Here is a 22117-nt window from a genome sequence, read left to right on the forward strand (position 1 = left end):
CCTCTAAAGAACGTAATCTCCGAACCTTTCAACCACTTTATCTACAAACGTTCTGATCTCTTTTCTAATCTCTCTTCCCACCTCTATACTGCTGAGATCGAAATCTTTCAGAGATGATTCAAGTAAATCGAAGGCTTCTTGAGATAACTTCTTTTTCTTCACTTCTTCATGTACCATACTCAGGGCTTTTTCCACAGTGTTCGCAGGTCTGTAAGGTCTTTCCTCTAAAAGCGCGCTGAACACGTCGGCAACCTGGATTATTTTATCCTCAAGTGTCATTTCTTCCTCTTTCAGCCTAAAAGGATAGCCGGAACCGTCGAGTCTCTCATGGTGCCTTACCGCGGGTAAAAACCAGTTTTCACCTTTTTTGGGGAGAAGGATGAGATAGGAGAAATAGATGTGCCTTTTCATAATAGCGTATTCTTCATCGCTGAGTTTTGCTGGTTTTTCGAGAATTTTGTAACTCACGCTAATTTTTCCAATATCGTGGTACAGACCAGCGATGAAGAGATCCTCACTGTTTCTGCCGGCTTTTTTTGCCATTTTCTCTGAGAAAACAGCGACTCTCCAGGTGTGACTGGTGGTGAATTCACTTTTGGTATCCACGATGAACGATACGATTTTCCCAATTTGAATCAGGTCTTTCTTGTCACAGTCCGGACAATTTCTTACGTGGTGATCCAGCAAGTCTGTAACATCGTATCCTGCAAGAATATTCTCAAGTTGCCACTGGACAAACTCCGTGTTCAGAACCTCTCTGCATGCTTCGAACACCTCCGGAAAGAAGAAGCTCTTCATATCTTCAAGAGCTATGAGGATATCTCTGGGTGAAACGTCTAAATTGATCATTGTATATCTTGAAACCTGGTCCGAGATGAAGACGATGTTGGAGATCAGATTCTCTTCTGTTTTGTCCAGGTACGAGGCGGGGAAATGATGTTTCAAAACGATGGGGGATATGGGCTTCAGTTTCTCGACGTAATCGGTGATGAAACTCCCAAGGATGCTGTGAAGATGGAGGGGTTTGCCCGGGGTGTCCCGCACGATAACGAAAGTGTCGTCTATTTCATCCAGCAGCGTTTTCCCTTCGTATGGCAGAATCAGTCCCAGATCGTGGATCAATCCAGATAAGAATGAAACGTTGGGATCAAGATTCATTTTTTCTGCGATCTGAGCGGAAAGAAAAGCGACCTGAAATGAGTGTCTTCCCAGTGAAGGGATCGTTTCCAGTAAATTGATAAACATCTGTATCATTGTTTTTCACCTCGATTGAATTTTAAAACAGACAGAATTTCGTTCAACAGAGAGTTACGATTTTTCTCGTTCAGCTCAAAGATGACGACATCATTTCTGTTTTTGATCTTTTCTACGAATGGATCGCTCGATTTTTTGATTGTGGCTATCACATCTTTCTCGCTGTCGAAGATTTTTTCGACTACTTCCCGGAATTTCCTGGATAGGAGTTCCATCTTCCCTATCTCGTCTACGATGATCAGATCTTTCTCCTGAAAGGCTCTTTCGAGCGATCTTACACCGATTTCTTCCAGGTCTTTTAGATTCACGTAGTATTTACCCACTCTGTATGGAGAAGGGAGATCTGTTCTTGCTAGTATTCCTTCCTCACCATCTAAGGTGATGATCTTGAAACCGATTCTTTTTTCGCCCTCTCTCATCTCTTCAGTGTAAAAGCCCCCTGCGTTCTGCAGGAGGCGTGATAGTTTCTTGATTAAAGTGGTTTTCCCAACACCTGGCCTTCCGGTGATAAGGATTTTCATTTTAACTCAACGCTGTTCAAAATCCTTTCAAACAGGCTTTCCAGTCTCTTGAAGTCATCTTCTGGAGCGTAGAAGCTCATGTAGAGGTACTGTCCATCTTTCTCCGGAAATTGAACGACCCAGTAAATGAAGTTCTGTCCCGTCTGGTAATCCGGCATGGATGTTTCTATGAAGTTAACCTCGTAATTCGGGGTTTTGTAAACCTCACCGTTGAGTGGTTCTGTCTCGTAATGTGCTTCTGCGAAGATCAGATTTGCAATGTCCAATATGAAGTAATGCACTCCTTCAGAAAGCTGGTAATAGGTGTAAGCGGGAACGTTCAATTTGAAGGTTTCTGTTTCGATGGTTTTCATCTCTGGTTCCTGAACCAGTTTAAAAGAACTTTCATCGAGTTTCTTTCCGTCCGCGTAAACCACTACTTTCCACTCGCCGAGTGCATCTTTTCCGAATCTGTCGGTTGCCATCCAGCCCCACACGCTGTCGTAATAGTCGTAACCCGTTTCTATCGTTGGAGCAACGATGTAATAAACGGTTTCCTTCAGATTTCCATCTGGATCGTACCATTCCCATTTGAATATATGAGAGTTTTCAAATGGCTTTGTCGCGCTCCACATGACGATTCTTTTGTCAAAAGGTGTGAACGCAGTGTCCGTGGCGAAAGGTGTGTTTTCGTAAACACTTCTGCAAAGGAGTGATTCTGTAACGGACACTTCTTCTACCGTAGAGCTTTCGAATTTTCCAGAAACGTTTTCAAAGGTCACGGTGGTTCCTTCCAGCGAGTAGAACGGATCTTCCGAGCTGGAGAATAACAGTTGCAGTTTCCCTTCTACGAACTTTCCGCTGAAAGCACCATCCCAGAACCGAGATGGTCCCACGCTACCGGTCGAGTCTGATTTTTTCCACCATCCAAAGATACTGTTTTCGATCACTATTCCTTCCAAGGTTTTCTCTCCAAAAGATCCTTCGAAGTGGTTGCCGTTCTGGTATATTTTCAGCGTTCCATCCTGTGAGTTCCATCTGCTGAATTTGAATCGATCGTTCAGATCGATGCTTGAGAGGATTTTCTCCAGAGTTTTTAAATCCTCGTCTGCAGGTTCTCCGGCCACAAAATTCCAGAAAGCGAGATCTCTCATTCCGAGTGGAAAGACCTGAACGTTGAAAGAAAGGTTGTTTCCTTCAAACTTGTAGTATCTTCCTTTGAATCCTTTCCACTCTGTCTCACCCTGGTCGACGAGAGATGCATCTTGAGATAGTCCATAGACGAGCGCTTCTTCGACACCTGCGTCGTAGATGAAAAACACACCGATTCCCTGATTGAGTGTCTGGCCATCACCCACTCCCTTGAAGACTCCGGTCGAATTGAAAGCCAGTGGGGGTGTTTCCTGCCAGTCTGACGGTTGCTGCCAGCTAATGGGACCGAAAGATCGGGAGACCCATTCCTGGGAGATTCCAAGGACCGCTAAAAGAACCAAACTGATCAAAATAAGTTTTTTCACAATAAGACCTCCTCATAAGGTTTGCCACTTCTATTAAACCACTTTTCACTTCAAATCACAAGCCACCTTCACGAGTTCGTATTCTCTCGTTCCAAGACCGATCTCCTCAGCGTATTCGAGCTGTGTCTTCCAGGTTACATCTGGGTGAACCTCAAGGAACGGGTCTTTGCCCGTTTTTTGAAGGACGAGATCTATACAGGCCTGATCCAGAGCAACTGGATCTGTACTGACCGCGATTCCGATATCGGGAGCCACGGGAGGTTTGTTCATGTTCCAGCAGTCGCAGTCTGGAGAGATGTTCATGATGAACGAAATGAAGACCGCTTTCTTGTCTTTGAGAACCGCTTTTGCGTATTCAGCCATCTTTTTACTCAAAGAGTCAGTCGAGCTGTCCCATTTTGGAGACATGGCACCGTAGGAACACATGGCGATACACTGTCCACAACCGATACATTTCTCGTAATCGATCTTTGCCACTTTTGTGACAGTAATCGCACCAACCGGGCAGAACTTCGCACATGTTCCACAGGCGACACACTTTTCTTCCACAACGTACGGTTTGGATTCGGAGTGTTGTTCCATCTTTCCTGCTCTGGATGCACTTCCCATTCCGACGTTTTTTATCGTTCCACCAAAACCTGTCGCTTCGTGCCCTTTGAAATGTGTTACAGCGACTATCGCATCTGCAAGAGCTATTGCGGCACCTATTTTCGCTTCTTTTACGTAGTTTCCATCTATTTTCACCTTTATCTCATCTGAACCTCTGAGACCATCCGCGATGATCACAGGAGCTCCCGTCACCTCGTAGGTGAAGCCGTTCAGGTAGGCGTTTATCAGATGATCCACAGCGTTCGATCTGTGGCCGGTGTAGAGCGTGTTCGCGTCGGTGAGGAAAGGTTTTCCACCCAGTTTCTTGATCTGGTCCACAATGATTTTCACGTACTGGGGTCTTATGAATGCGAGGTTTCCGTATTCACCGAAATGGAGTTTTACAGCCACGAACTTGTCTTTTTCGATGATTTTCTCCAGTTCCACTTTCTTCAAAAGAAGTTCTAACTTTTGAAGCATGTTCATGTTTGGGTTGGTTGTCATGTCTGTGAAATAAACCTTCGCTGGCATGTGAATCCCTCCTTTTTTGAGAATTAAAAAGAGAGCCCAGCAGGGCTCTCTTGAGGTGTATGATTTTTCACTTAAATTCTACCACAACTATCTACTTTGTTTAAAGAGCTGTTCTACAACTTCCTGGCTTAGGTGTCCATAATCCGTGTGGATCCCACCCGTGTTTCTCCATGAAACCTTTTTCGTACTCGGTGTATCTGACTTTTCCTCCAATCTCTGCCAATTTTTTCACAAGAACTTGTGAATTCTCCACCGGGACAACGGGGTCGTCTTCTGCGTGGAAGACCCAGATGGGTATGTCCTTTATCCTCTCGACTTTGCTGACATCTCCTCCACCACATATCGGTATCGCGGCTGCAAGGAGATCAGGAAAATTCATGATGGTACCCCAGGTACCGTATCCTCCCATAGAAAGGCCCGTGATGTAGATTCGATTCTCATCTATGTTGTATTCATCGAGGAGTTTCCTGATGATCTTTATAACGGCAAGAAGAAGTTTTTCCGGGTTGAAAGGATTTGCCTTGTCTGTGAACAAGGTGAACCAGCTGCTGTTTAGTGGACACTGCGGTGCGAGAACGGAACATTGATGAACCACCTGGTATCTCGGCTGGGCCCAGACAACCGCTCCACGATTTCCAGCAACTTGCAGATAGTTGTCTGTTCCCCTTTCTCCCGCACCATGCAGGAAGACAACCAACGGGTATTTTCCGTCAGGATTCAAATCTTTCAGAACGAACAGTCTGTAGGGTATCTCAACACCTGTTTCTAGGTCTTTGAAAGTGAATGCAAGGAAGTCATTGATAATAAGATGTTTTTCACTCGTCTGCTTTGAAGTAAAAGGTTCCACTTCGTTCCCGTCAAAGATGGGAACAAGCTGTGAAACGATGTAGTCCAGTTTCACGCGGGTGTTGAGGAATATTTTTGGATTGAACACCAGAGTACCTGTATTTGGATCTCCGGATGAGAGTTCCAGAATCACAAATCTTCCCCGATTGCTGAAAATACTGAAAGAGAGATCTCCGCTGTTGTTTGTGTAAACTCTTGTGATCATTTTTGAAGAGTAGGTATCACCCGATTTTACCTTTACCGAGAACTGATCTGGTGAGAGTCTCCATCCAACGACTTCAACGGAGTATTTGATGACGACCGTGCAGACTTTTTCGCCCTCTGGGAAGACTTTTGTAATTAAGAGTTACACTGTTCACGGTAACATCCTCCTGTGCGATACCTCCATACCTTCTTTGATGCAGAATTCACTCAGGATGATATATTGTGAATAACATAAAAAATAACGGTAACCGATCATCGCATGGAGTCAATAACTTATGATTTCGACGGAGTTTTTACTACGTACATTTTTGAGAATGATAACCTTGAACTCTTTGGAAAAAGCATCGGGAATAAAATCAGTTGTAACTCAAAGAAAATATTAGAATTTGAACTATAATTTAAAATAATTCCTGTTATTCATTCATAATCGTGAAAAATAAGCATTACTTATGTTTGTATTTTTTGAGTCATATCATTATAATTTCTTTCTGAGGAAGATAGATAAAAAGTAGGAGGAATATGGAGTGCATAAAAAGCTGAACCCGAAATCCATGAAAAGAGAGAACAAAAAAATGATACTGAGGTATCTGATAGAGAGCGGGCCACACAGCAGGGTGGAAATCGCCAGAAAAACAGGACTCGCCCAGAGTGCAATTTGGAGAATCATTGAAGAGCTGGTGAATGAGGGATTGGTGGAAGAAAAAGGAACAGCAACAGGTCGCCGCAGAAAAGCCGTAACTTATGGTCCAACAAGATCTTTCATCACATCCATCATATACAACGTGGAGGTACTTGAGACGCTGGTCGCAGTTGGCTTTCTGGATGGTGCATGGAGGGTGATTGAAAGGTTTCCTACTCCAAAGAATTTCGATGAATTCAAGCAAAGGGTTGTCTCTTCTTATGAAAATATTCTCAAAAGTCATGTTTTGAATGAAAATGCATCGAAAGTGGTGTTCTCTCTTCCGGGTATTGTGAACACGGAAATTAAGTTTTTGATCCACGCGCCGAACCTTGGATGGAGAAACATTGATTTTCGAAGAGAGTTTGGAAATCTGGATCTGGAAGTTCTGGTGGAAAATGATTCCAACCTTTCGCTGTTAGCTGAAGAGTTCTTTTCTCAAGATGTGAAGGAAAGTGATGTTGCTTTCTTTCTCTATTTCGGCGAAGGAATCGGTGGAGCGATTTCGGTGAACGGAAAAATTGTTAGAGGAGAAAATTTCGCTGCTGGGGAAATAGGTCATGTTGTCCTTGATGTAAAAAACGGAAAAGAAGTGGAGGAGTTTCTTTCCATATCAAAACTCGTAGAAAAGATAGAAAAATTTGTAGAACTTCAAGGAGAATCCTTAAACGAAAAGTTCCGACACATCAAAAGGTTATGGTTTTCAGGGGAAAAGAATGTGAAAGAAACAATGGAAGAATTCCTCCGGCATGTAGCAGTTGTTTTGAAGAACATCATCTACTTTCTGAATCCCGGCGTGATAGTACTCGGCGGTGTTGTCAACGATCTCTGGGACACATTTGGTTCTTTTATAAAAAGAGAACTTGAAAAGATAACAGACAGAGAAATTGCCAATGTTCTCATAAGAGATACCATTTTCAAGGAAATTTCACCGTCCCTTGTTGGAGGAAATGTTCTGGCGATAGAAGAGTTTCTGAGACAAATAACTTAACCTTTATCCATATACAAAGGAGGTGTGGGTATGAGAAAGTCACTTGTACTGTTACTGGCTCTTCTGGTTCTTTCCAGTTTGATGGCGCAGGTGTCTCTGCCACGTGAAGACACAGTCTACATCGGAGGAGCCCTCTGGGGTCCTGCAACCACCTGGAATCTCTATGCACCGCAGTCCACATGGGGTACTGATCAGTTCATGTACCTCCCGGCGTTCCAGTACGACCTTGGAAGAGACGCTTGGATTCCTGTCATCGCAGAAAGATACGAATTCGTGGACGACAAAACTCTGAGGATCTACATCAGACCTGAAGCAAGATGGAGCGATGGGGTGCCTATCACCGCAGATGATTTTGTCTACGCTCTGGAGCTCACCAAAGAACTCGGAATAGGTCCCGGCGGTGGATGGGATACCTACATCGAGTACGTGAAAGCTGTTGACACAAAAGTGGTTGAATTCAAGGCGAAAGAAGAGAATCTCAATTACTTCCAGTTCCTTTCCTACTCCCTCGGTGCACAACCGATGCCCAAACACGTCTACGAAAGGATCAGAGCACAGATGAACATAAAAGACTGGATCAACGACAAACCTGAAGAACAGGTTGTTTCTGGTCCTTACAAACTCTACTACTACGACCCGAACATCGTTGTGTATCAGAGAGTTGACGACTGGTGGGGCAAGGACATCTTTGGACTCCCAAGACCCAAGTATCTGGCTCACGTCATTTACAAGGACAACCCGAGTGCCAGTCTCGCGTTCGAAAGAGGCGACATTGACTGGAACGGACTCTTCATTCCGAGTGTCTGGGAACTGTGGGAGAAGAAAGGCCTTCCGGTTGGAACGTGGTACAAAAAGGAACCTTACTTCATTCCCGACGGTGTGGGATTCGTGTACGTAAACAATACCAAACCTGGTTTGAGCGACCCAGCTGTGAGAAAAGCGATTGCTTACGCTATTCCGTACAACGAAATGCTCAAAAAGGCTTACTTCGGTTATGGAAGCCAGGCTCATCCGTCCATGGTGATTGATCTCTTCGAACCGTACAAACAGTATATCGACTACGAGCTTGCGAAGAAGACCTTTGGAACTGAAGATGGAAGAATCCCATTCGATCTCGATATGGCAAACAAGATCTTGGACGAGGCAGGATACAAGAAAGGACCTGACGGTGTGAGAGTGGGACCCGATGGCACAAAACTTGGTCCGTACACGATATCTGTTCCGTACGGCTGGACCGACTGGATGATGATGTGTGAAATGATCGCAAAGAATCTGAGAAGCATAGGTATCGATGTGAAAACAGAATTTCCGGACTTCTCCGTGTGGGCGGACAGGATGACGAAGGGAACGTTCGACCTCATCATATCCTGGAGTGTTGGACCAAGCTTCGATCATCCGTTCAACATCTACAGATTCGTTCTTGATAAGAGACTTTCCAAACCAGTCGGTGAAGTCACGTGGGCCGGAGACTGGGAAAGGTACGACAACGATGAAGTAGTCGAACTCCTCGACAAAGCAGTTTCTACACTCGATCCTGAGGTGAGGAAACAGGCGTACTTCAGAATCCAGCAGATCATCTACAGAGACATGCCGAGCATACCCGCGTTCTACACGGCTCACTGGTACGAATACTCGACGAAGTACTGGATCAACTGGCCGAGCGAGGACAATCCAGCCTGGTTCAGACCTTCTCCATGGCACGCGGACGCCTGGCCGACTCTCTTCATTATCTCCAAGAAGAGCAATCCACAACCTATTCCATCCTGGCTTGGAACGGTCGATGAAGGAGGTATCGAAATACCCACTGCGAAGATCTTCGAAGACCTTCATAAGGCAGCCATGTGATTTTTCCCTGGCCCCTCTTCGGGGCCGGGTTCCACAAAAACAGAGTGGGGAGTGAGAATTGAATGGGATCGAAATCGATGTTCAAGTACCTTTTGAGACGTTTCATCTTCCTGCTTGTTACCTACATAGTGGCAACCACTATTGTGTTTATACTTCCAAGAGCGATTCCCGGGAATCCTTTATCTCAGATTCTCTCTGGTCTTTCCAGAGTCGCCCAGGCTAATCCAGAAGCTATAAGAGCTGCAGAAAGAACTTTGATGGAAGAATTTGGTCTCGGGAAACCCTGGTACGTTCAGTATTTCGAATTCATCACCAAGGCACTTCGAGGAGATCTTGGAACATCCATTACTTTCTACCCCAGGAAAGTCATTGACTTGATCATTCCAGTCATTCCGTGGACACTGATTCTTCTTCTTCCAGCAACTATAGTTGCCTGGATTCTAGGTAACAGCCTCGGTGCTCTGGCAGCTTACAAAAGAAACACATGGATTGACAAGGGAGTTCTTACAACTTCCCTGATAGTTTCTCAGATCCCGTATTACTGGCTTGGAATGATATTCATCTTTCTTTTTGGAGTTAAACTCGGCTGGCTTCCTGTTCAAGGGGCTTATTCTCAGGGAACGATACCGAACCTGAGCTGGTCGTTCTTCGTCGATGTTTTGAAGCACTACATAATGCCCTTCGCATCCATCGTCGTTTCTGCGATGGGTGGATGGGCGATAGGAATGAGACTCATGGTGATATACGAGCTTGGAAGCGATTACGCAATGTTTTCTGAATATCTTGGTATGAAAGACAAGAGAATTTTCAAGTATGTCTTCAGAAACTCCCTCCTTCCACAAATTACGGGACTCGCTTTGAGCTTGGGAGGGGTTCTGGGAGGAGCCCTCATCACTGAGATCGTGTTCAATTACCCTGGAACGGGATATCTACTCTTCAGGGCTTTGACTACACTCGATTATCCATTGATTCAGGGAATCTTTGTGATTCTTATTGCCTCTATCTATCTCGCTAACTTCATTGTGGATTTCCTTTACGCTCTGATAGATCCAAGAATAAGACTGGGACAGGAGGCATAAAATATGTTTCGAACGATGATAAGACCACTTTTCAAAAACAAAAAATTCATAATAGGCTTTTCGATTTTTCTCTTCTTTCTCTTCCTGGGAATTTTTGGGCCAGTGTTCTATAAAGTGGATCCTACTGAAATGACCTGGGATTACGAGCAACCTCCTTCCAGTGCGCATCCTCTCGGAACGGATACGTACGGTAGAGACGTTCTTGCACAACTGCTTCATGGAATTCGTTCTTCGCTTTACATCGGTTTTCTGGCTGCAATCATCTCGCTTGTGATAGGTACGATCATAGGAAGTTTCTCCGCCGTGAAAAGGGGTATTGTGGATGATGTATTGATGGGAATAACAAACATCGTCCTTACAACTCCTTCGATACTCATAGCTATTCTGATAGCGAGTTATTTGAAGGTACGAAGTGTTGAAATGGTCGCAGTCATCTTGGGTCTATTCCAGTGGCCCTGGTTCGCAAGAGCGATAAGAGCACAGCTCATGAGTGTGATGTCGAGGGAGTACGTGTACCTTTCTGTTATGGCCGGCTATTCCGATCTCAGGCTGGTGATAGAAGACCTCATCCCAACGATCGCAACTTACGCCTTCATGTCCTTTGTTCTTTTCATAAACGGAGGAATCATGGGAGAAGCAGGTCTGAGCTTGATAGGGCTCGGTCCCACCCAGGGAATCTCCCTTGGAATCATGCTCCAGTGGGCAGTTCTCATGGAGGCAGTGAGAAGAGGTCTGTGGTGGTGGTTCGTGCCACCAGGACTCGCCATTGTGGCTGTCACTGCTTCTCTGCTGGTCATCAGTACTGCAATGGATGAAGTCTTCAATCCACGCTTGAGGGAGGAGTGAAGAATGAAAGAAATACTTTTGAAAGCAGAAAATGTGAGGGCCTACTATAAACTGGAAAAGGCTTCTGTCAAAGCTGTGGATGGTTTGTCTTTTGAAATACTGGAAGACGAAGTTATAGGGGTTGTCGGTGAATCTGGTTGTGGAAAGACAACTCTCTCGAACGTGATTTTCATGAACATGGTAAAGCCGTTGACACTCGTTGATGGAAAGATATTTCTGAGAGTTAACGGAGAGTTTGTGGAGCTGTCGTCCATGACAAGAGACGAAGTGAAAAGAAAATTCTGGGGAAAAGAGATAACGATAATACCCCAGGCAGCGATGAACGCACTGATGCCCACCATCAGGATGGAAAAGTATGTGAGGCATCTTGCGGAATCGCACGGAATAGACGAAGAGGAACTTTTGGATAAAGCCAGAAGAAGATTTGAAGAGGTAGGGCTCGATCCACTTTGGATTAAAAGGTATCCTTTTGAACTAAGTGGTGGAATGAGACAAAGAGCCGTGATAGCGATCGCAACTATATTGAATCCGAGCCTTCTCATAGCTGATGAGCCAACTTCCGCTCTGGATGTTGTGAATCAAAAGGTTCTTTTGAAAGTCCTGATGCAGATGAAACGCCAAGGAATCGTGAAGAGCATAATCTTCATCACCCATGACATAGCGACTGTAAGGCAGATCGCAGACAGAATGATCATCATGTACGCTGGAAAGATAGTTGAGTTCGCACCTGTGGAAAGTCTCCTGGAAAAACCGCTTCATCCTTACACCCAGGGGCTTTTCAATTCGGTTCTCACTCCAGAACCAGAGGTGAAAAAGAGAGGAATCACCACCATTCCTGGAGCTCCACCCAATCTCATAAATCCTCCATCTGGCTGCAGATTCCATCCTAGATGCCCTCACGCGATGGATGTCTGTAAAGAAAAAGAACCACCGCTAACGGAGATAGAACCAGGAAGAAGAGTTGCATGCTGGCTTTACATGGAGGAGAGAGCATGAGCAGGCTCGTCGTGAAGAACCTTACAAAGATCTTCTCACTTGGATTCTTCTCCAAGCGTCGTATAGAGGCGGTGAAGAATGTTTCTTTTGAGGTGAAGGAGAAAGAAATCGTTTCACTCGTTGGAGAAAGCGGTTCCGGAAAAACAACCACCGCAAAGATGATACTGAGGCTCCTTCCCCCTACCTCCGGTGAAATCTACTTTGAAGGTAAAGATATCTGGAAAGATATAAAGGACAGGGAATCTCTGGTTGAATTCAGAAGGAAGGTCCACGCGGTTTTCCAGGATCCTTTTGCGAGTTACAATCCCTTCTATCCAGTCGAGAGAACTCTCTGGCAGGCCATAAGTCTTCTCGAGAACAAGCCTTCAAACAAGAAAGAAGCGCTCGAACTCATAAAGGAGTCACTTTTCAGAGTGGGAATAGATCCAAAGGATGTACTTGGAAAGTACCCGCACCAGATTTCTGGTGGACAGAAACAAAGAATCATGATAGCAAGATGCTGGATCTTGAGGCCTCTTTTGATCGTAGCGGACGAACCCACATCCATGATAGACGCTTCCTCCAGAGGAGGTATCATAAAACTCCTCGAAGAGCTCAGAGAGGAACAAGGAACGTCCATCATATTCATCACACACGATCTGGGGCTTGCCTATTACGTTTCCGACAACATTTTCGTTATGAAGAACGGTGAAATCGTGGAAAGGGGACACCCAGACAAAGTGGTTCTCGAGCCGACCCACGAATACACCAAGCTCCTCGTCGGTAGCATCCCGAAGCTTTACAGGAAACTGGAGGATCTGTGATGTTTACAAAAGCGGTTCTCTCCATTTTTTCTTGGGCTCTGGTTCTTGAATTGATAGTTCTGTTTTATTACCTGTGGCGTGGCTTGAGGCCAGTGGAGTTCTACCTAAATTTAGGACTCCTCGGACTCACAGTACCTTTCCTTGTGTTTCTTGTCGTCAGAGAAAAGAAAAAGAGGAGGGAAGAAGACGATGGAAAGGATCGATGAAATTCTCTCTCAGTTAACTACAGAGGAAAAGGTGAAGCTCGTTGTGGGGGTTGGTCTTCCAGGACTTTTTGGGAACCCACATTCCAGAGTGGCGGGTGCGGCTGGAGAAACACATCCCGTTCCAAGACTTGGAATTCCTGCGTTTGTCCTGGCAGATGGTCCCGCAGGACTCAGAATAAATCCCACAAGGGAAAACGATGAAAACACTTACTACACGACGGCATTTCCCGTTGAAATCATGCTCGCTTCTACCTGGAACAGAGACCTTCTGGAAGAAGTGGGAAAAGCCATGGGAGAAGAAGTTAGGGAATACGGTGTCGATGTGCTTCTTGCACCTGCGATGAACATTCACAGAAACCCTCTTTGTGGAAGGAATTTCGAGTACTACTCAGAAGATCCTGTCCTTTCCGGTGAAATGGCTTCAGCCTTTGTCAAGGGAGTTCAATCTCAAGGGGTGGGAGCCTGCATAAAACACTTTGTCGCGAACAACCAGGAAACGAACAGGATGGTAGTGGACACGATCGTGTCCGAGCGAGCCCTCAGAGAAATATATCTGAAAGGTTTTGAAATTGCTGTCAAGAAAGCAAGACCCTGGACCGTGATGAGCGCTTACAACAAACTGAATGGAAAATACTGTTCACAGAACGAATGGCTTTTGAAGAAGGTTCTCAGGGAAGAATGGGGATTTGACGGTTTCGTGATGAGCGACTGGTACGCGGGAGACAACCCTGTAGAACAGCTCAAGGCCGGAAACGATATGATCATGCCTGGGAAAGCGTATCAGGTGAACACAGAAAGAAGAGATGAAATAGAAGAAATCATGGAGGCGTTGAAGGAGGGAAAATTGAGTGAGGAGGTTCTCGATGAGTGTGTGAGAAACATTCTCAAAGTTCTTGTGAACGCGCCTTCCTTCAAAGGGTACAGGTACTCAAACAAGCCGGATCTCGAATCTCACGCGGAAGTCGCCTACGAAGCAGGTGCGGAGGGTGTTGTCCTTCTTGAGAACAACGGTGTTCTTCCGTTCGATGAAAATACCCATGTCGCCGTCTTTGGCACCGGTCAAATCGAAACAATAAAGGGAGGAACGGGAAGTGGAGACACCCATCCGAGATACACGATCTCTATCCTTGAAGGCATAAAAGAAAGAAACATGAAGTTCGACGAAGAACTCGCTTCCACTTATGAGGAGTACATAAAAAAGATGAGAGAAACAGAGGAATATAAACCCAGAACCGACTCTTGGGGAACGGTCATAAAACCGAAACTCCCAGAGAATTTCCTCTCAGAAAAAGAGATAAAGAAAGCTGCAAAGAAAAACGATGTTGCAGTTGTTGTGATCAGTAGGATCTCCGGTGAGGGATACGACAGAAAGCCGGTGAAAGGTGACTTCTACCTCTCCGATGACGAGCTGGAACTCATAAAAACCGTCTCGAAAGAATTCCACGATCAGGGTAAGAAAGTTGTGGTTCTTCTGAACATCGGAAGTCCCATCGAAGTCGCAAGCTGGAGAGACCTTGTGGATGGAATTCTTCTCGTCTGGCAGGCGGGACAGGAGATGGGAAGAATAGTGGCCGATGTTCTTGTGGGAAAGATTAATCCCTCCGGAAAACTTCCAACGACCTTCCCGAAGGATTACTCGGACGTTCCATCCTGGACGTTCCCAGGAGAGCCAAAGGACAATCCGCAAAGAGTGGTGTACGAGGAAGACATCTACGTGGGATACAGGTACTACGACACCTTCGGTGTGGAACCTGCCTACGAATTCGGCTACGGCCTCTCTTACACAAAGTTTGAATACAAAGATTTAAAAATCGCTATCGACGGTGAGACGCTCAGAGTGTCGTACACGATCACAAACACTGGGGACAGAGCTGGAAAGGAAGTCTCACAGGTCTACATCAAAGCTCCAAAAGGAAAAATAGACAAACCCTTCCAGGAGCTGAAAGCGTTTCACAAAACAAAACTTTTGAACCCGGGTGAATCAGAAGAAATCTCCTTGGAAATTCCTCTCAGAGATCTTGCGAGTTTCGATGGGAAAGAATGGGTTGTCGAGTCAGGAGAATACGAGGTCAGGGTCGGTGCATCTTCGAGGGATATAAGATTGAAAGGTGTTTTCTTGGTTGAAAAAGAGAAGAGATTCGAACCATGAAAGGGGGGATATGATGCGCAAACTGATTTTCGCTCTTCTTCTCTTTCCTGTTTTCATTTTGGCTCAAAACATTCTTGGCAACGCTTCTTTCGATGAACCAATTCTCATCGCAGGTGTAGATGTAGAACCACCTACGGCAGATGGTTCTATAGACACACAGAGCAACTGGGTGTTCTTCACCAATTCAAACGGCGAGGGAACAGCTCGAGTTGAAGACGGTGCTCTTGTGGTTGAGATAACAAACGGAGGAGATCACACCTGGTCTATCCAGGTCATACAGGCTCCCGTTCGTGTTGAGAAACTCCACAAGTACAGAGTTTCTTTCCGAGCCAAGGCTTCCTCTCAGAGGAACATCGGGGTGAAAATAGGAGGAACGGCCGGAAGGGGCTGGGCTGCGTACAACCCCGGTACCGATGAATCCGGCGGCATGGTCTTCGAGCTCGGAACGGACTGGCAGACGTACGAGTTCGAATTCGTTATGAGACAGGAGACCGATGAAAATGCCCGTTTCGAGTTTCAGCTTGGAAAGTACACTGGTACAGTCTGGATAGACGACGTGGTGATGGAGGACATCGGTGTTCTCGAGGTGAGCGGTGAGGAAAACGAAATCTACACCGAGGAGGATGAAGACAAGGTGGAAGACTGGCAGCTCGTCTGGAGCCAGGAGTTCGATGACGGTGTTATCGATCCGAACATCTGGAACTTCGAGATAGGAAACGGTCATGCAAAAGGAATTCCAGGCTGGGGTAACGGAGAACTCGAGTACTACACAGACAGAAACGCGTTCGTTGAAAACGGCTGTCTTGTGATTGAAGCGAGAAAAGAGCAGGTTTCTGATGAGTACGGAACCTACGACTACACCTCAGCCAGGATGACTACAGAAGGTAAATTCGAAATAAAGTACGGAAAAATCGAAATAAGGGCAAAACTTCCAAAAGGAAAAGGTATCTGGCCCGCTCTCTGGATGCTCGGAAACAACATAGGAGAGGTCGGATGGCCCGACTGTGGTGAGATCGACATCATGGAGATGCTTGGCCACGACACCAGAACCGTTTATGGAACAGCACACGGTCCGGGATATTCCGGTAGTGCGAGTAAAGGTATTGCCTATCATCTTCCAGAAGGAGTACCGGACTTTTCCGAAGACTTCCACATCTTCTCCATCGAATGGGACGAAGACGAAGTGGAGTGGTACGTGGACGGACAGCTCTACCACGTTCTCAGCAAGGATGAACTGGCCGAACTCGGTCTTGAATGGGTTTTCGACCATCCGTTCTTCCTCATTCTGAACGTTGCCGTGGGAGGCTACTGGCCGGGTTATCCCGACGAAACCACCCAGTTTCCGCAGAGAATGTACATCGACTACATCAGAGTCTATAAAGATATGAATCCGGAAACAATCACCGGGGAAGTGGATGACTGCGAATATGAACAAGCACAGCAGCAGGCAGGTCCCGAGGTGACCTATGAACAGATAAACAACGGCACATTCGATGAACCGATAGTGAACGATCAGGCCAACAATCCAGATGAGTGGTTCATATGGCAAGCTGGTGACTATGGAATCAGCGGTGCGAGAGTATCCGATTACGGTGTCAGAGATGGCTATGTTTACATTGTTGTGGCCGATCCTGGAACCGACACCTGGCACATACAGTTCAACCAGTGGATAGGTCTTTACAGAGGAAAAACCTACACCATTTCTTTCAAAGCAAAAGCGGATACACCAAGACCTATAAATGTGAAAATTCTGCAGAATCACGATCCCTGGACCAACTATTTTGCTCAAACGGTGAATCTCACAACCGACTGGCAGACGTTCACGTTCACCTATACGCATCCAGACGATGCGGATGAAGTCGTTCAGATCAGCTTCGAACTTGGAAAAGAAGCGGCAACTACGATCTATTTCGATGATGTCACGGTGAGCCCTCAATGAGACACATCCCCGGTGCTCTGCGCCGGGGATGTTTCAGAACCATAAAAGGAGAGATGCGAGATGAACATAAGATTCAGAATCATATTCATAATGGTTGTGATTCTTGTTTCTTTTGTTCTCAGTGCTTATCTGGTTCAGAGAAGTACCTCGTCTCTTCTCATCAGCAACGCAAAAGATTACATGGAGAAGTCGGTGTCTTCTCTTTCAAAGTACATCTCCCAGAAGCTGAACGAGGTTCAGAGAAATCTAAAAACCCTCCTTGGCAGCTCTCTCATAGGAGGGTACACGATCGCTTCGAACCTTCAGTCTGTTCTTCAGGGGGCTACGGATACAGTCTCCGTTGGTGTTGTTGTCGATGAGATGAGCGAATCCGCTTATTTGGTTTTACCAGAAAAAATAGAAGAGAAGAACTATTCAGAGTACGAAAAGTATCTCAGCCTTATGAAGGAAAAGAACAAAACTTCGCTTGTCCTTGCCGAATCCATCGATGGAAAGCCTGTTTTGCTTTTTGTGGAGGGAGTTACAACGTTCGGTTCAGAACCATCTGGACTGATAGCATTAGGCATATCCCTCTCTGAGAACTCCGATCTCTGGAAGGCAGTTGTAGAAGAAGGGAAAGCGAGCAAGAACGGCTACGGGCTTCTTGTCACAGGCGACGGGAAAGTACTGATCCACAAAGACATGGGAAACTTCATGAAAGACGTGAAAGAGCTGGGTAGCTTTGAGAAAGCATTCGAGGAAGCAAAGAAAGGTGGAGAGAAATACGTAGAATACGAATACAACGGAGAGAAGAAATACACCGTATGGGAGAAAGTGCCCGGATACGACTTCTACATCTTCTCAACGGGGTACCTGAATGAACTTCTTGCAGAAGGAAGGAAAGCGACCCTTGGGACGATAGTGACGTATGTAGTGTTTGGCGGAGTGATCTTTGCAGTGCTGTTTGTCTCGATGATGCCGGTAGTGAAGAGAATGAGGCAGCAGGTAGAGAAAGTGAAGAGATTCGGAGAAGGGGATCTGACAGTAGAGTTCGAAGCGAAAGGAAGAGACGAGCTGACCCAGATAGAAGAGAGCCTGAAAGAAGCGGCACTCTCACTCAAAGAGATGATAGTGAGCATCATAGAAGCGGCAAGAGAGCTGAGCGGAGCATCGGAAGAGATAAAAGTTCTCTCAGAAGAGAGCCACAAGATGTCAGAGAACCTGCACGAAGAAGCCAAGAAGATACTGGACGAGGCGAACAACATGAGCAGTGCGCTGACAGAAGTGACGAGCGGCGTAGAAGAAGTGGCAGCGAGCGCTCAGAACATCTCAAAGATCACCCAGGAGCTGACAGAAAGGTCAGAAGCGGTGACGAAAGCGGCAAGAGAAGGGACAGAGAGAGTAGAAGCGGTGGGAGGAGTCATAAACAAACTCAAAGGGTCAGCAGAAAGACAGAGGGACTACCTGAGAGAACTCGTTGACTCGGCCAAGACGATAGGAGAGATAGTGGACACGATCAGCTCGATAGCAGAGCAGACGAATCTACTTGCCTTGAATGCAGCGATAGAAGCAGCTCGAGCTGGGGAAGCGGGAAGAGGCTTTGCGGTGGTGGCAGACGAGATAAGGAAACTCGCAGAAGAGAGCCAGAGGGCGACAGAAGACATAGCAAAGATGCTGAGCAGCCTGAGAACAACGATAGAACACGTGGAGAACGGTTCGAAAGAGATGTTCGAAGGAGTGGACGAGATAGCGGTGATGGGAGAAGAAGTCACAAAGAGATTCAGAGAGATCCTTAGAAGGATAGAAGAGATCAACAGCATGCATAGAGAACACACGGCTGCCACTGCGCAGGAACAGGGTGCGGCTGCTGAAGAAATGGCAAGTGCTATGGACAACGTTACAAAGATCGTCGAAGGAGTTGTGGAAAGTCTAAACAGAATGGAGTCTCTCATAGAAAACCAGACCGAGTCTGCTGCCAAGGTCTCTGAGGCCGCTGAAAGACTGTCTGAGCTTTCTGAACAGCTCTCAACGCTCGTTCAGAAGTTCAAGGTGTGAGAAGGAAAATCGACAGAAAAACCAGGCGGGGTTATCCCGCCTTTTTTTCTGGATGTTAAAATTTTCAGGGAAATCGAGTGGAGAGGTGTTCTGTTTTGAGAATAAAAAGACTTCCCGAGAGCCTCGTCAGAAAAATTGCTGCGGGTGAGGTGATCCACAATCCATCTTTCGTTCTGAAAGAGCTTGTGGAAAACAGCCTGGACGCGCAGGCCACCAGGATAGTTGTTGAGATAGAAAACGGTGGAAAAAACATGGTAAGAGTATCCGACAATGGAATCGGGATGACCAGAGAAGAGGTACTTCTGGCAATAGAACCTTACACGACGAGCAAGATAGAGAGCGAGGAAGATCTGCACAGGATCAGAACTTACGGTTTCAGAGGGGAAGCGCTCGCTTCGATTGTGCAGGTCAGCAGAACCAGGATTGTGACGAAAACGGAAAAAGATACACTCGCAACGCAGTTGGTGATTGCTGGGGGGAAAGTGGAAGAAATCTCGGAAACCCACAGGGATACCGGTACCACCGTTGAGGTGAGAGATCTCTTCTTCAATCTGCCCGTCCGGAGAAAATCTCTGAAGTCCTCTGCCATCGAGTTGAGAATGTGCCGTGAGATGTTTGAAAGATTCGTCCTTGTACGAAACGACGTTGATTTCGTATTCGCCTCAGATGGAAAGATAGTCCATTCCTTTCCAAGAACACAGAACATCTTTGAAAGAGCTCTCCTGATCCTTGAAGATCTGAGAAAAGGTTACATCACGTTCGAAGAGGAATTATCCGGACTGAGGATAAAGGGAATCGTTTCATCCCGTGAGGTGACAAGATCCAGCAGAACGGGAGAGTATTTCTACGTGAACGGTCGTTTTGTGGTTTCCGAAGAACTCCACGAAGTACTCATGAAAGTTTACGATCTTCCAAAGAGAAGCTATCCCGTCGCGGTTCTTTTCATAGAGGTAAATCCGGAAGAACTCGACGTGAACATACACCCTTCGAAAATCGTGGTGAAATTTCTCAACGAAAAAAAGGTGAAAAAGAGTTTGGAAGAAACCCTCAAAAGAAATCTGGCACGGAAGTGGTACAGGTCGGTTACGTACGAAGAGATATCCTCCCGTGCGCTGAGCGTGGCAGAAGCACCATCCTACAGATGGTTTCTGGTCAAGGGTAAGTACGCTGTCGTTGAAGTGGAAGATGGTTTGCTCTTTGTGGATCTTCACGCTCTCCACGAACGAACGATTTACGAAGAAATCCTTTCGAAAAAAAGCTGGGGGAAGAGACGGGTGAAAAGGAACATAACAGTTGTGCTATCAAAGGAAGAAAAACAGAGACTGGAAGAATACGGATTCTCTTTTCAAGGAGAAAAAGCTTTGAAAGTCATTGAAATCCCGGAGTTTCTCACAGAAGACGTTGTGGAGGAATTTTTCAGGGACTTCCCGGTTGATGAAAAACTGAAGGAAAGAATAGCCCTTGCCGCTTGTAAACTTGCCACTAAATCCGGAGAATTCGACGAAGAGATCGCATCGAAACTGCTGGATGTCTTTTTCAAGAAGCGGTTTGAAAGATGTCCTCACGGAAGGCCGATTTCTTTCAAGATCAGCTATGAGGACATGGACCGATTTTTCGAGCGTTAACCCATTTTCACCACGTTGACGTCAGCGATGAAAACCAGGCCATCGAAGTCTATGTTGTCGATTTCCTTCAAAAAAAGGTTTATTCTCTCCTCTTCATCGACGATCTCAAGAACAATGGGAAGATCCGGTGAAAGACTGAAAAAATCACCTCTGTGCATGTGTCTCTTGTGACCGAAACCCATGATACCTCTGTAGACGGTGACTCCTTTCATACCGAGTTCGTAAGCGCGCTTCACAAGATACTCGAAAAGAGGCTTTCCGCCGTGTCTGTCCTTTTCTCCGAGGTAGATCTTGAGAAGCTTCATACCTTCCCCCCTCCCCAGAATCATTCCAAAGTAGGCGCATGTAAAAGCAAAGAGAAGATTGGCAAGCGCATAAGCGACTCCCCTTGCGGGACTCTCTTCGATGAGCGAGAGCGTTTCGTAAGTAAATGTGGAAAAAGTGGTGAAGGCTCCCAGGAGCCCCGTTCCGAAGAAAAGGATGGCTTCCTCAGAGAGAGGAACTTTCTCGATAGCGGCGAACATCAAAAACGAAAGAAAAAAAGAACCCACAGAGTTCACGATGATCGTGCCAAGTGGTATGTAAGAGAACGGCAGGAGTGAATTGATCGTACGGGAAACAAGGTATCTGAGAACGGCTCCAATCGCTCCTCCGAATGCAATTGTCAAGTAATCCAGCGCGATCACTCCTCGTATATCATCTTCACTGTCATACCACCATCGACGATGAAGTTCGTGCCTGTTATGAAACCAGCTTTTTCGTCGTCCGCGAGAAAGACGCAGAGATGGGCAATATCTAAGGGATTTCCAACTCTTCCAGCCGGGTGCTGTTCGTGATCAATGGGTCTCAGATCAGGTTTTTTTCTCAGGGACTTCTTCTTCCATTCCGATGTTTCTATCCAGCCGGGGCTTATGCTCACCACTCTTATGTGATATCTGGAAAGACTCACGGCCAAGGAATGTGTGAGTGCTACAAGGCCTCCCTTTGAAGCCGAGTAGGGTTCCGTGTCTGGTTCTGACTGAAATGCCCTTGTGCTTGCTATGTTTATGATCACTCCGCCACCGCGTTTTACCATTTCTTCCGCGCAGTATCGAGAACAGATGTAAGGCCCCGTGAGGTTCACCCTGATCACTCTCTCCCACTCTTCGAGAGGTCTTTCGAAGATGCTTTTCACGGACATGATGGCTGCGTTGTTCACCAGAACGTCTATCCCACCGTATATTTCGACGGTTTTTCTCACCATGTTCTTCACGGAGTTTTCATCTGCAACGTCCGTTTTTACAAATGCGACATCCAGTCCCCTTTCTCTCAACAGCTCTTCTCTTTCAACGCCCGCTTCTTCGTCTATCTCTGCTATGACTACCTTCATGCCGTTTTCCGCAAAAAGCTGAGCGATCGCGGCTCCGATTCCCTGACCTCCACCTGTAACGACTGCCACTTTGCCTTCGAGCATGCTAACACCCCACAGAAAAGGCGGGGTAACCC

The 22117-nt window shown here is 46.2% G+C and carries 18 protein-coding genes and 1 pseudogene; 11 read left to right on the forward strand and 8 right to left on the reverse strand.

The window, feature by feature from the left end; all coding sequences use genetic code 11:
• Positions 1-3: 3 nt before the first annotated feature.
• The 5 genes from T2812B_RS04715 to T2812B_RS04735 all read right to left on the reverse strand — a co-directional run bounded on the left by T2812B_RS04715 (position 4) and on the right by T2812B_RS04735 (position 5576).
• Complete coding sequence (locus T2812B_RS04715; protein WP_008194187.1) at positions 4-1254, reverse strand: HD domain-containing protein; 1251 nt, start codon at positions 1252-1254, stop codon at positions 4-6.
• Positions 1251-1775: an NTPase gene (locus tag T2812B_RS04720; protein WP_004082498.1), complete on the reverse strand. Its 525-nt coding sequence runs from the start codon at positions 1773-1775 to the stop codon at positions 1251-1253. The genes T2812B_RS04715 and T2812B_RS04720 overlap by 4 nt, the downstream gene beginning before the upstream one ends.
• Complete coding sequence (locus tag T2812B_RS04725; protein ID WP_008194190.1) at positions 1772-3271, reverse strand: hypothetical protein; 1500 nt, start codon at positions 3269-3271, stop codon at positions 1772-1774. Before T2812B_RS04725 ends, T2812B_RS04720 begins: the two co-directional genes overlap by 4 nt.
• Positions 3272-3316: 45 nt before the next feature.
• Positions 3317-4390, reverse strand: a complete 1074-nt coding sequence (locus T2812B_RS04730) for a DUF362 domain-containing protein (RefSeq protein ID WP_004082494.1) — start codon at positions 4388-4390, stop codon at positions 3317-3319.
• Positions 4391-4490: 100 nt separating this feature from the next.
• Positions 4491-5576, reverse strand: a complete 1086-nt coding sequence (locus T2812B_RS04735) for a prolyl oligopeptidase family serine peptidase (protein WP_327084762.1) — start codon at positions 5574-5576, stop codon at positions 4491-4493.
• Between the two features lie 388 nt (positions 5577-5964).
• Between T2812B_RS04735 and T2812B_RS04740 the strand changes: the two genes are divergently transcribed.
• The 11 genes from T2812B_RS04740 to mutL all read left to right on the forward strand — a co-directional run bounded on the left by T2812B_RS04740 (position 5965) and on the right by mutL (position 20632).
• Positions 5965-7110: an ROK family transcriptional regulator gene (locus T2812B_RS04740; RefSeq protein ID WP_008194200.1), complete on the forward strand. Its 1146-nt coding sequence runs from the start codon at positions 5965-5967 to the stop codon at positions 7108-7110.
• Between the two features lie 30 nt (positions 7111-7140).
• Positions 7141-8955, forward strand: a complete 1815-nt coding sequence (locus T2812B_RS04745; protein ID WP_008194201.1) for an ABC transporter substrate-binding protein — start codon at positions 7141-7143, stop codon at positions 8953-8955.
• Between the two features lie 62 nt (positions 8956-9017).
• Positions 9018-10034 carry an ABC transporter permease gene (locus T2812B_RS04750; protein ID WP_004082485.1) on the forward strand — a complete coding sequence of 339 codons (1017 nt, stop codon included), beginning with the start codon at positions 9018-9020 and terminating at the stop codon, positions 10032-10034.
• A 3-nt stretch (positions 10035-10037) separates the two neighbouring features.
• A complete protein-coding gene (locus T2812B_RS04755) occupies positions 10038-10880 on the forward strand; it encodes an ABC transporter permease (protein ID WP_008194203.1) in 843 nt (280 codons plus the stop codon).
• A gap of 3 nt (positions 10881-10883) precedes the next feature.
• Positions 10884-11876, forward strand: a complete 993-nt coding sequence (locus tag T2812B_RS04760; protein ID WP_008194206.1) for an ABC transporter ATP-binding protein — start codon at positions 10884-10886, stop codon at positions 11874-11876.
• Positions 11873-12679 (forward strand): ABC transporter ATP-binding protein, encoded by an 807-nt coding sequence (locus tag T2812B_RS04765; protein WP_004082480.1) that lies wholly within the window; start codon positions 11873-11875, stop codon positions 12677-12679. Before T2812B_RS04760 ends, T2812B_RS04765 begins: the two co-directional genes overlap by 4 nt.
• Positions 12679-12885 carry a hypothetical protein gene (locus T2812B_RS04770; protein WP_004082479.1) on the forward strand — a complete coding sequence of 69 codons (207 nt, stop codon included), beginning with the start codon at positions 12679-12681 and terminating at the stop codon, positions 12883-12885. The genes T2812B_RS04765 and T2812B_RS04770 overlap by 1 nt, the downstream gene beginning before the upstream one ends.
• Complete coding sequence (locus tag T2812B_RS04775) at positions 12869-15034, forward strand: beta-glucosidase (protein ID WP_008194210.1); 2166 nt, start codon at positions 12869-12871, stop codon at positions 15032-15034. Before T2812B_RS04770 ends, T2812B_RS04775 begins: the two co-directional genes overlap by 17 nt.
• Positions 15035-15044: 10 nt before the next feature.
• Positions 15045-16973 (forward strand): carbohydrate binding domain-containing protein, encoded by a 1929-nt coding sequence (locus T2812B_RS04780; protein ID WP_038050948.1) that lies wholly within the window; start codon positions 15045-15047, stop codon positions 16971-16973.
• Positions 16974-17033: 60 nt separating this feature from the next.
• Positions 17034-19007 carry a methyl-accepting chemotaxis protein gene (locus T2812B_RS04785; RefSeq protein WP_039454520.1) on the forward strand — a complete coding sequence of 658 codons (1974 nt, stop codon included), beginning with the start codon at positions 17034-17036 and terminating at the stop codon, positions 19005-19007.
• Between the two features lie 95 nt (positions 19008-19102).
• The gene (gene mutL, locus T2812B_RS04790; RefSeq protein ID WP_008194216.1) at positions 19103-20632 is read left to right on the forward strand and encodes a DNA mismatch repair endonuclease MutL; all 1530 of its coding nucleotides are present in this window, start codon (positions 19103-19105) and stop codon (positions 20630-20632) included.
• Here the strand turns inward: mutL and T2812B_RS09765 are convergent.
• From T2812B_RS09765 to T2812B_RS04805, 3 genes and pseudogenes are all read right to left on the reverse strand, one after another.
• Positions 20629-20961 carry a DUF190 domain-containing protein gene (locus tag T2812B_RS09765; protein WP_327084763.1) on the reverse strand — a complete coding sequence of 111 codons (333 nt, stop codon included), beginning with the start codon at positions 20959-20961 and terminating at the stop codon, positions 20629-20631. The two genes, mutL and T2812B_RS09765, sit on opposite strands and share 4 nt — an antisense overlap.
• Positions 20941-21318: pseudogene (crcB, locus tag T2812B_RS09770) on the reverse strand (fluoride efflux transporter CrcB); the annotation flags it as partial. The pseudogene crcB and the gene T2812B_RS09765, both read right to left, overlap by 21 nt.
• Positions 21315-22085 (reverse strand): glucose 1-dehydrogenase, encoded by a 771-nt coding sequence (locus tag T2812B_RS04805; RefSeq protein ID WP_008194220.1) that lies wholly within the window; start codon positions 22083-22085, stop codon positions 21315-21317. The gene T2812B_RS04805 and the pseudogene crcB, both read right to left, overlap by 4 nt.
• Between the last annotated feature and the right edge of the window lie 32 nt (positions 22086-22117).

The sequence above is a fragment of the Thermotoga sp. 2812B genome (assembly GCF_000789335.1).
Lineage (GTDB): Bacteria > Thermotogota > Thermotogae > Thermotogales > Thermotogaceae > Thermotoga > Thermotoga maritima.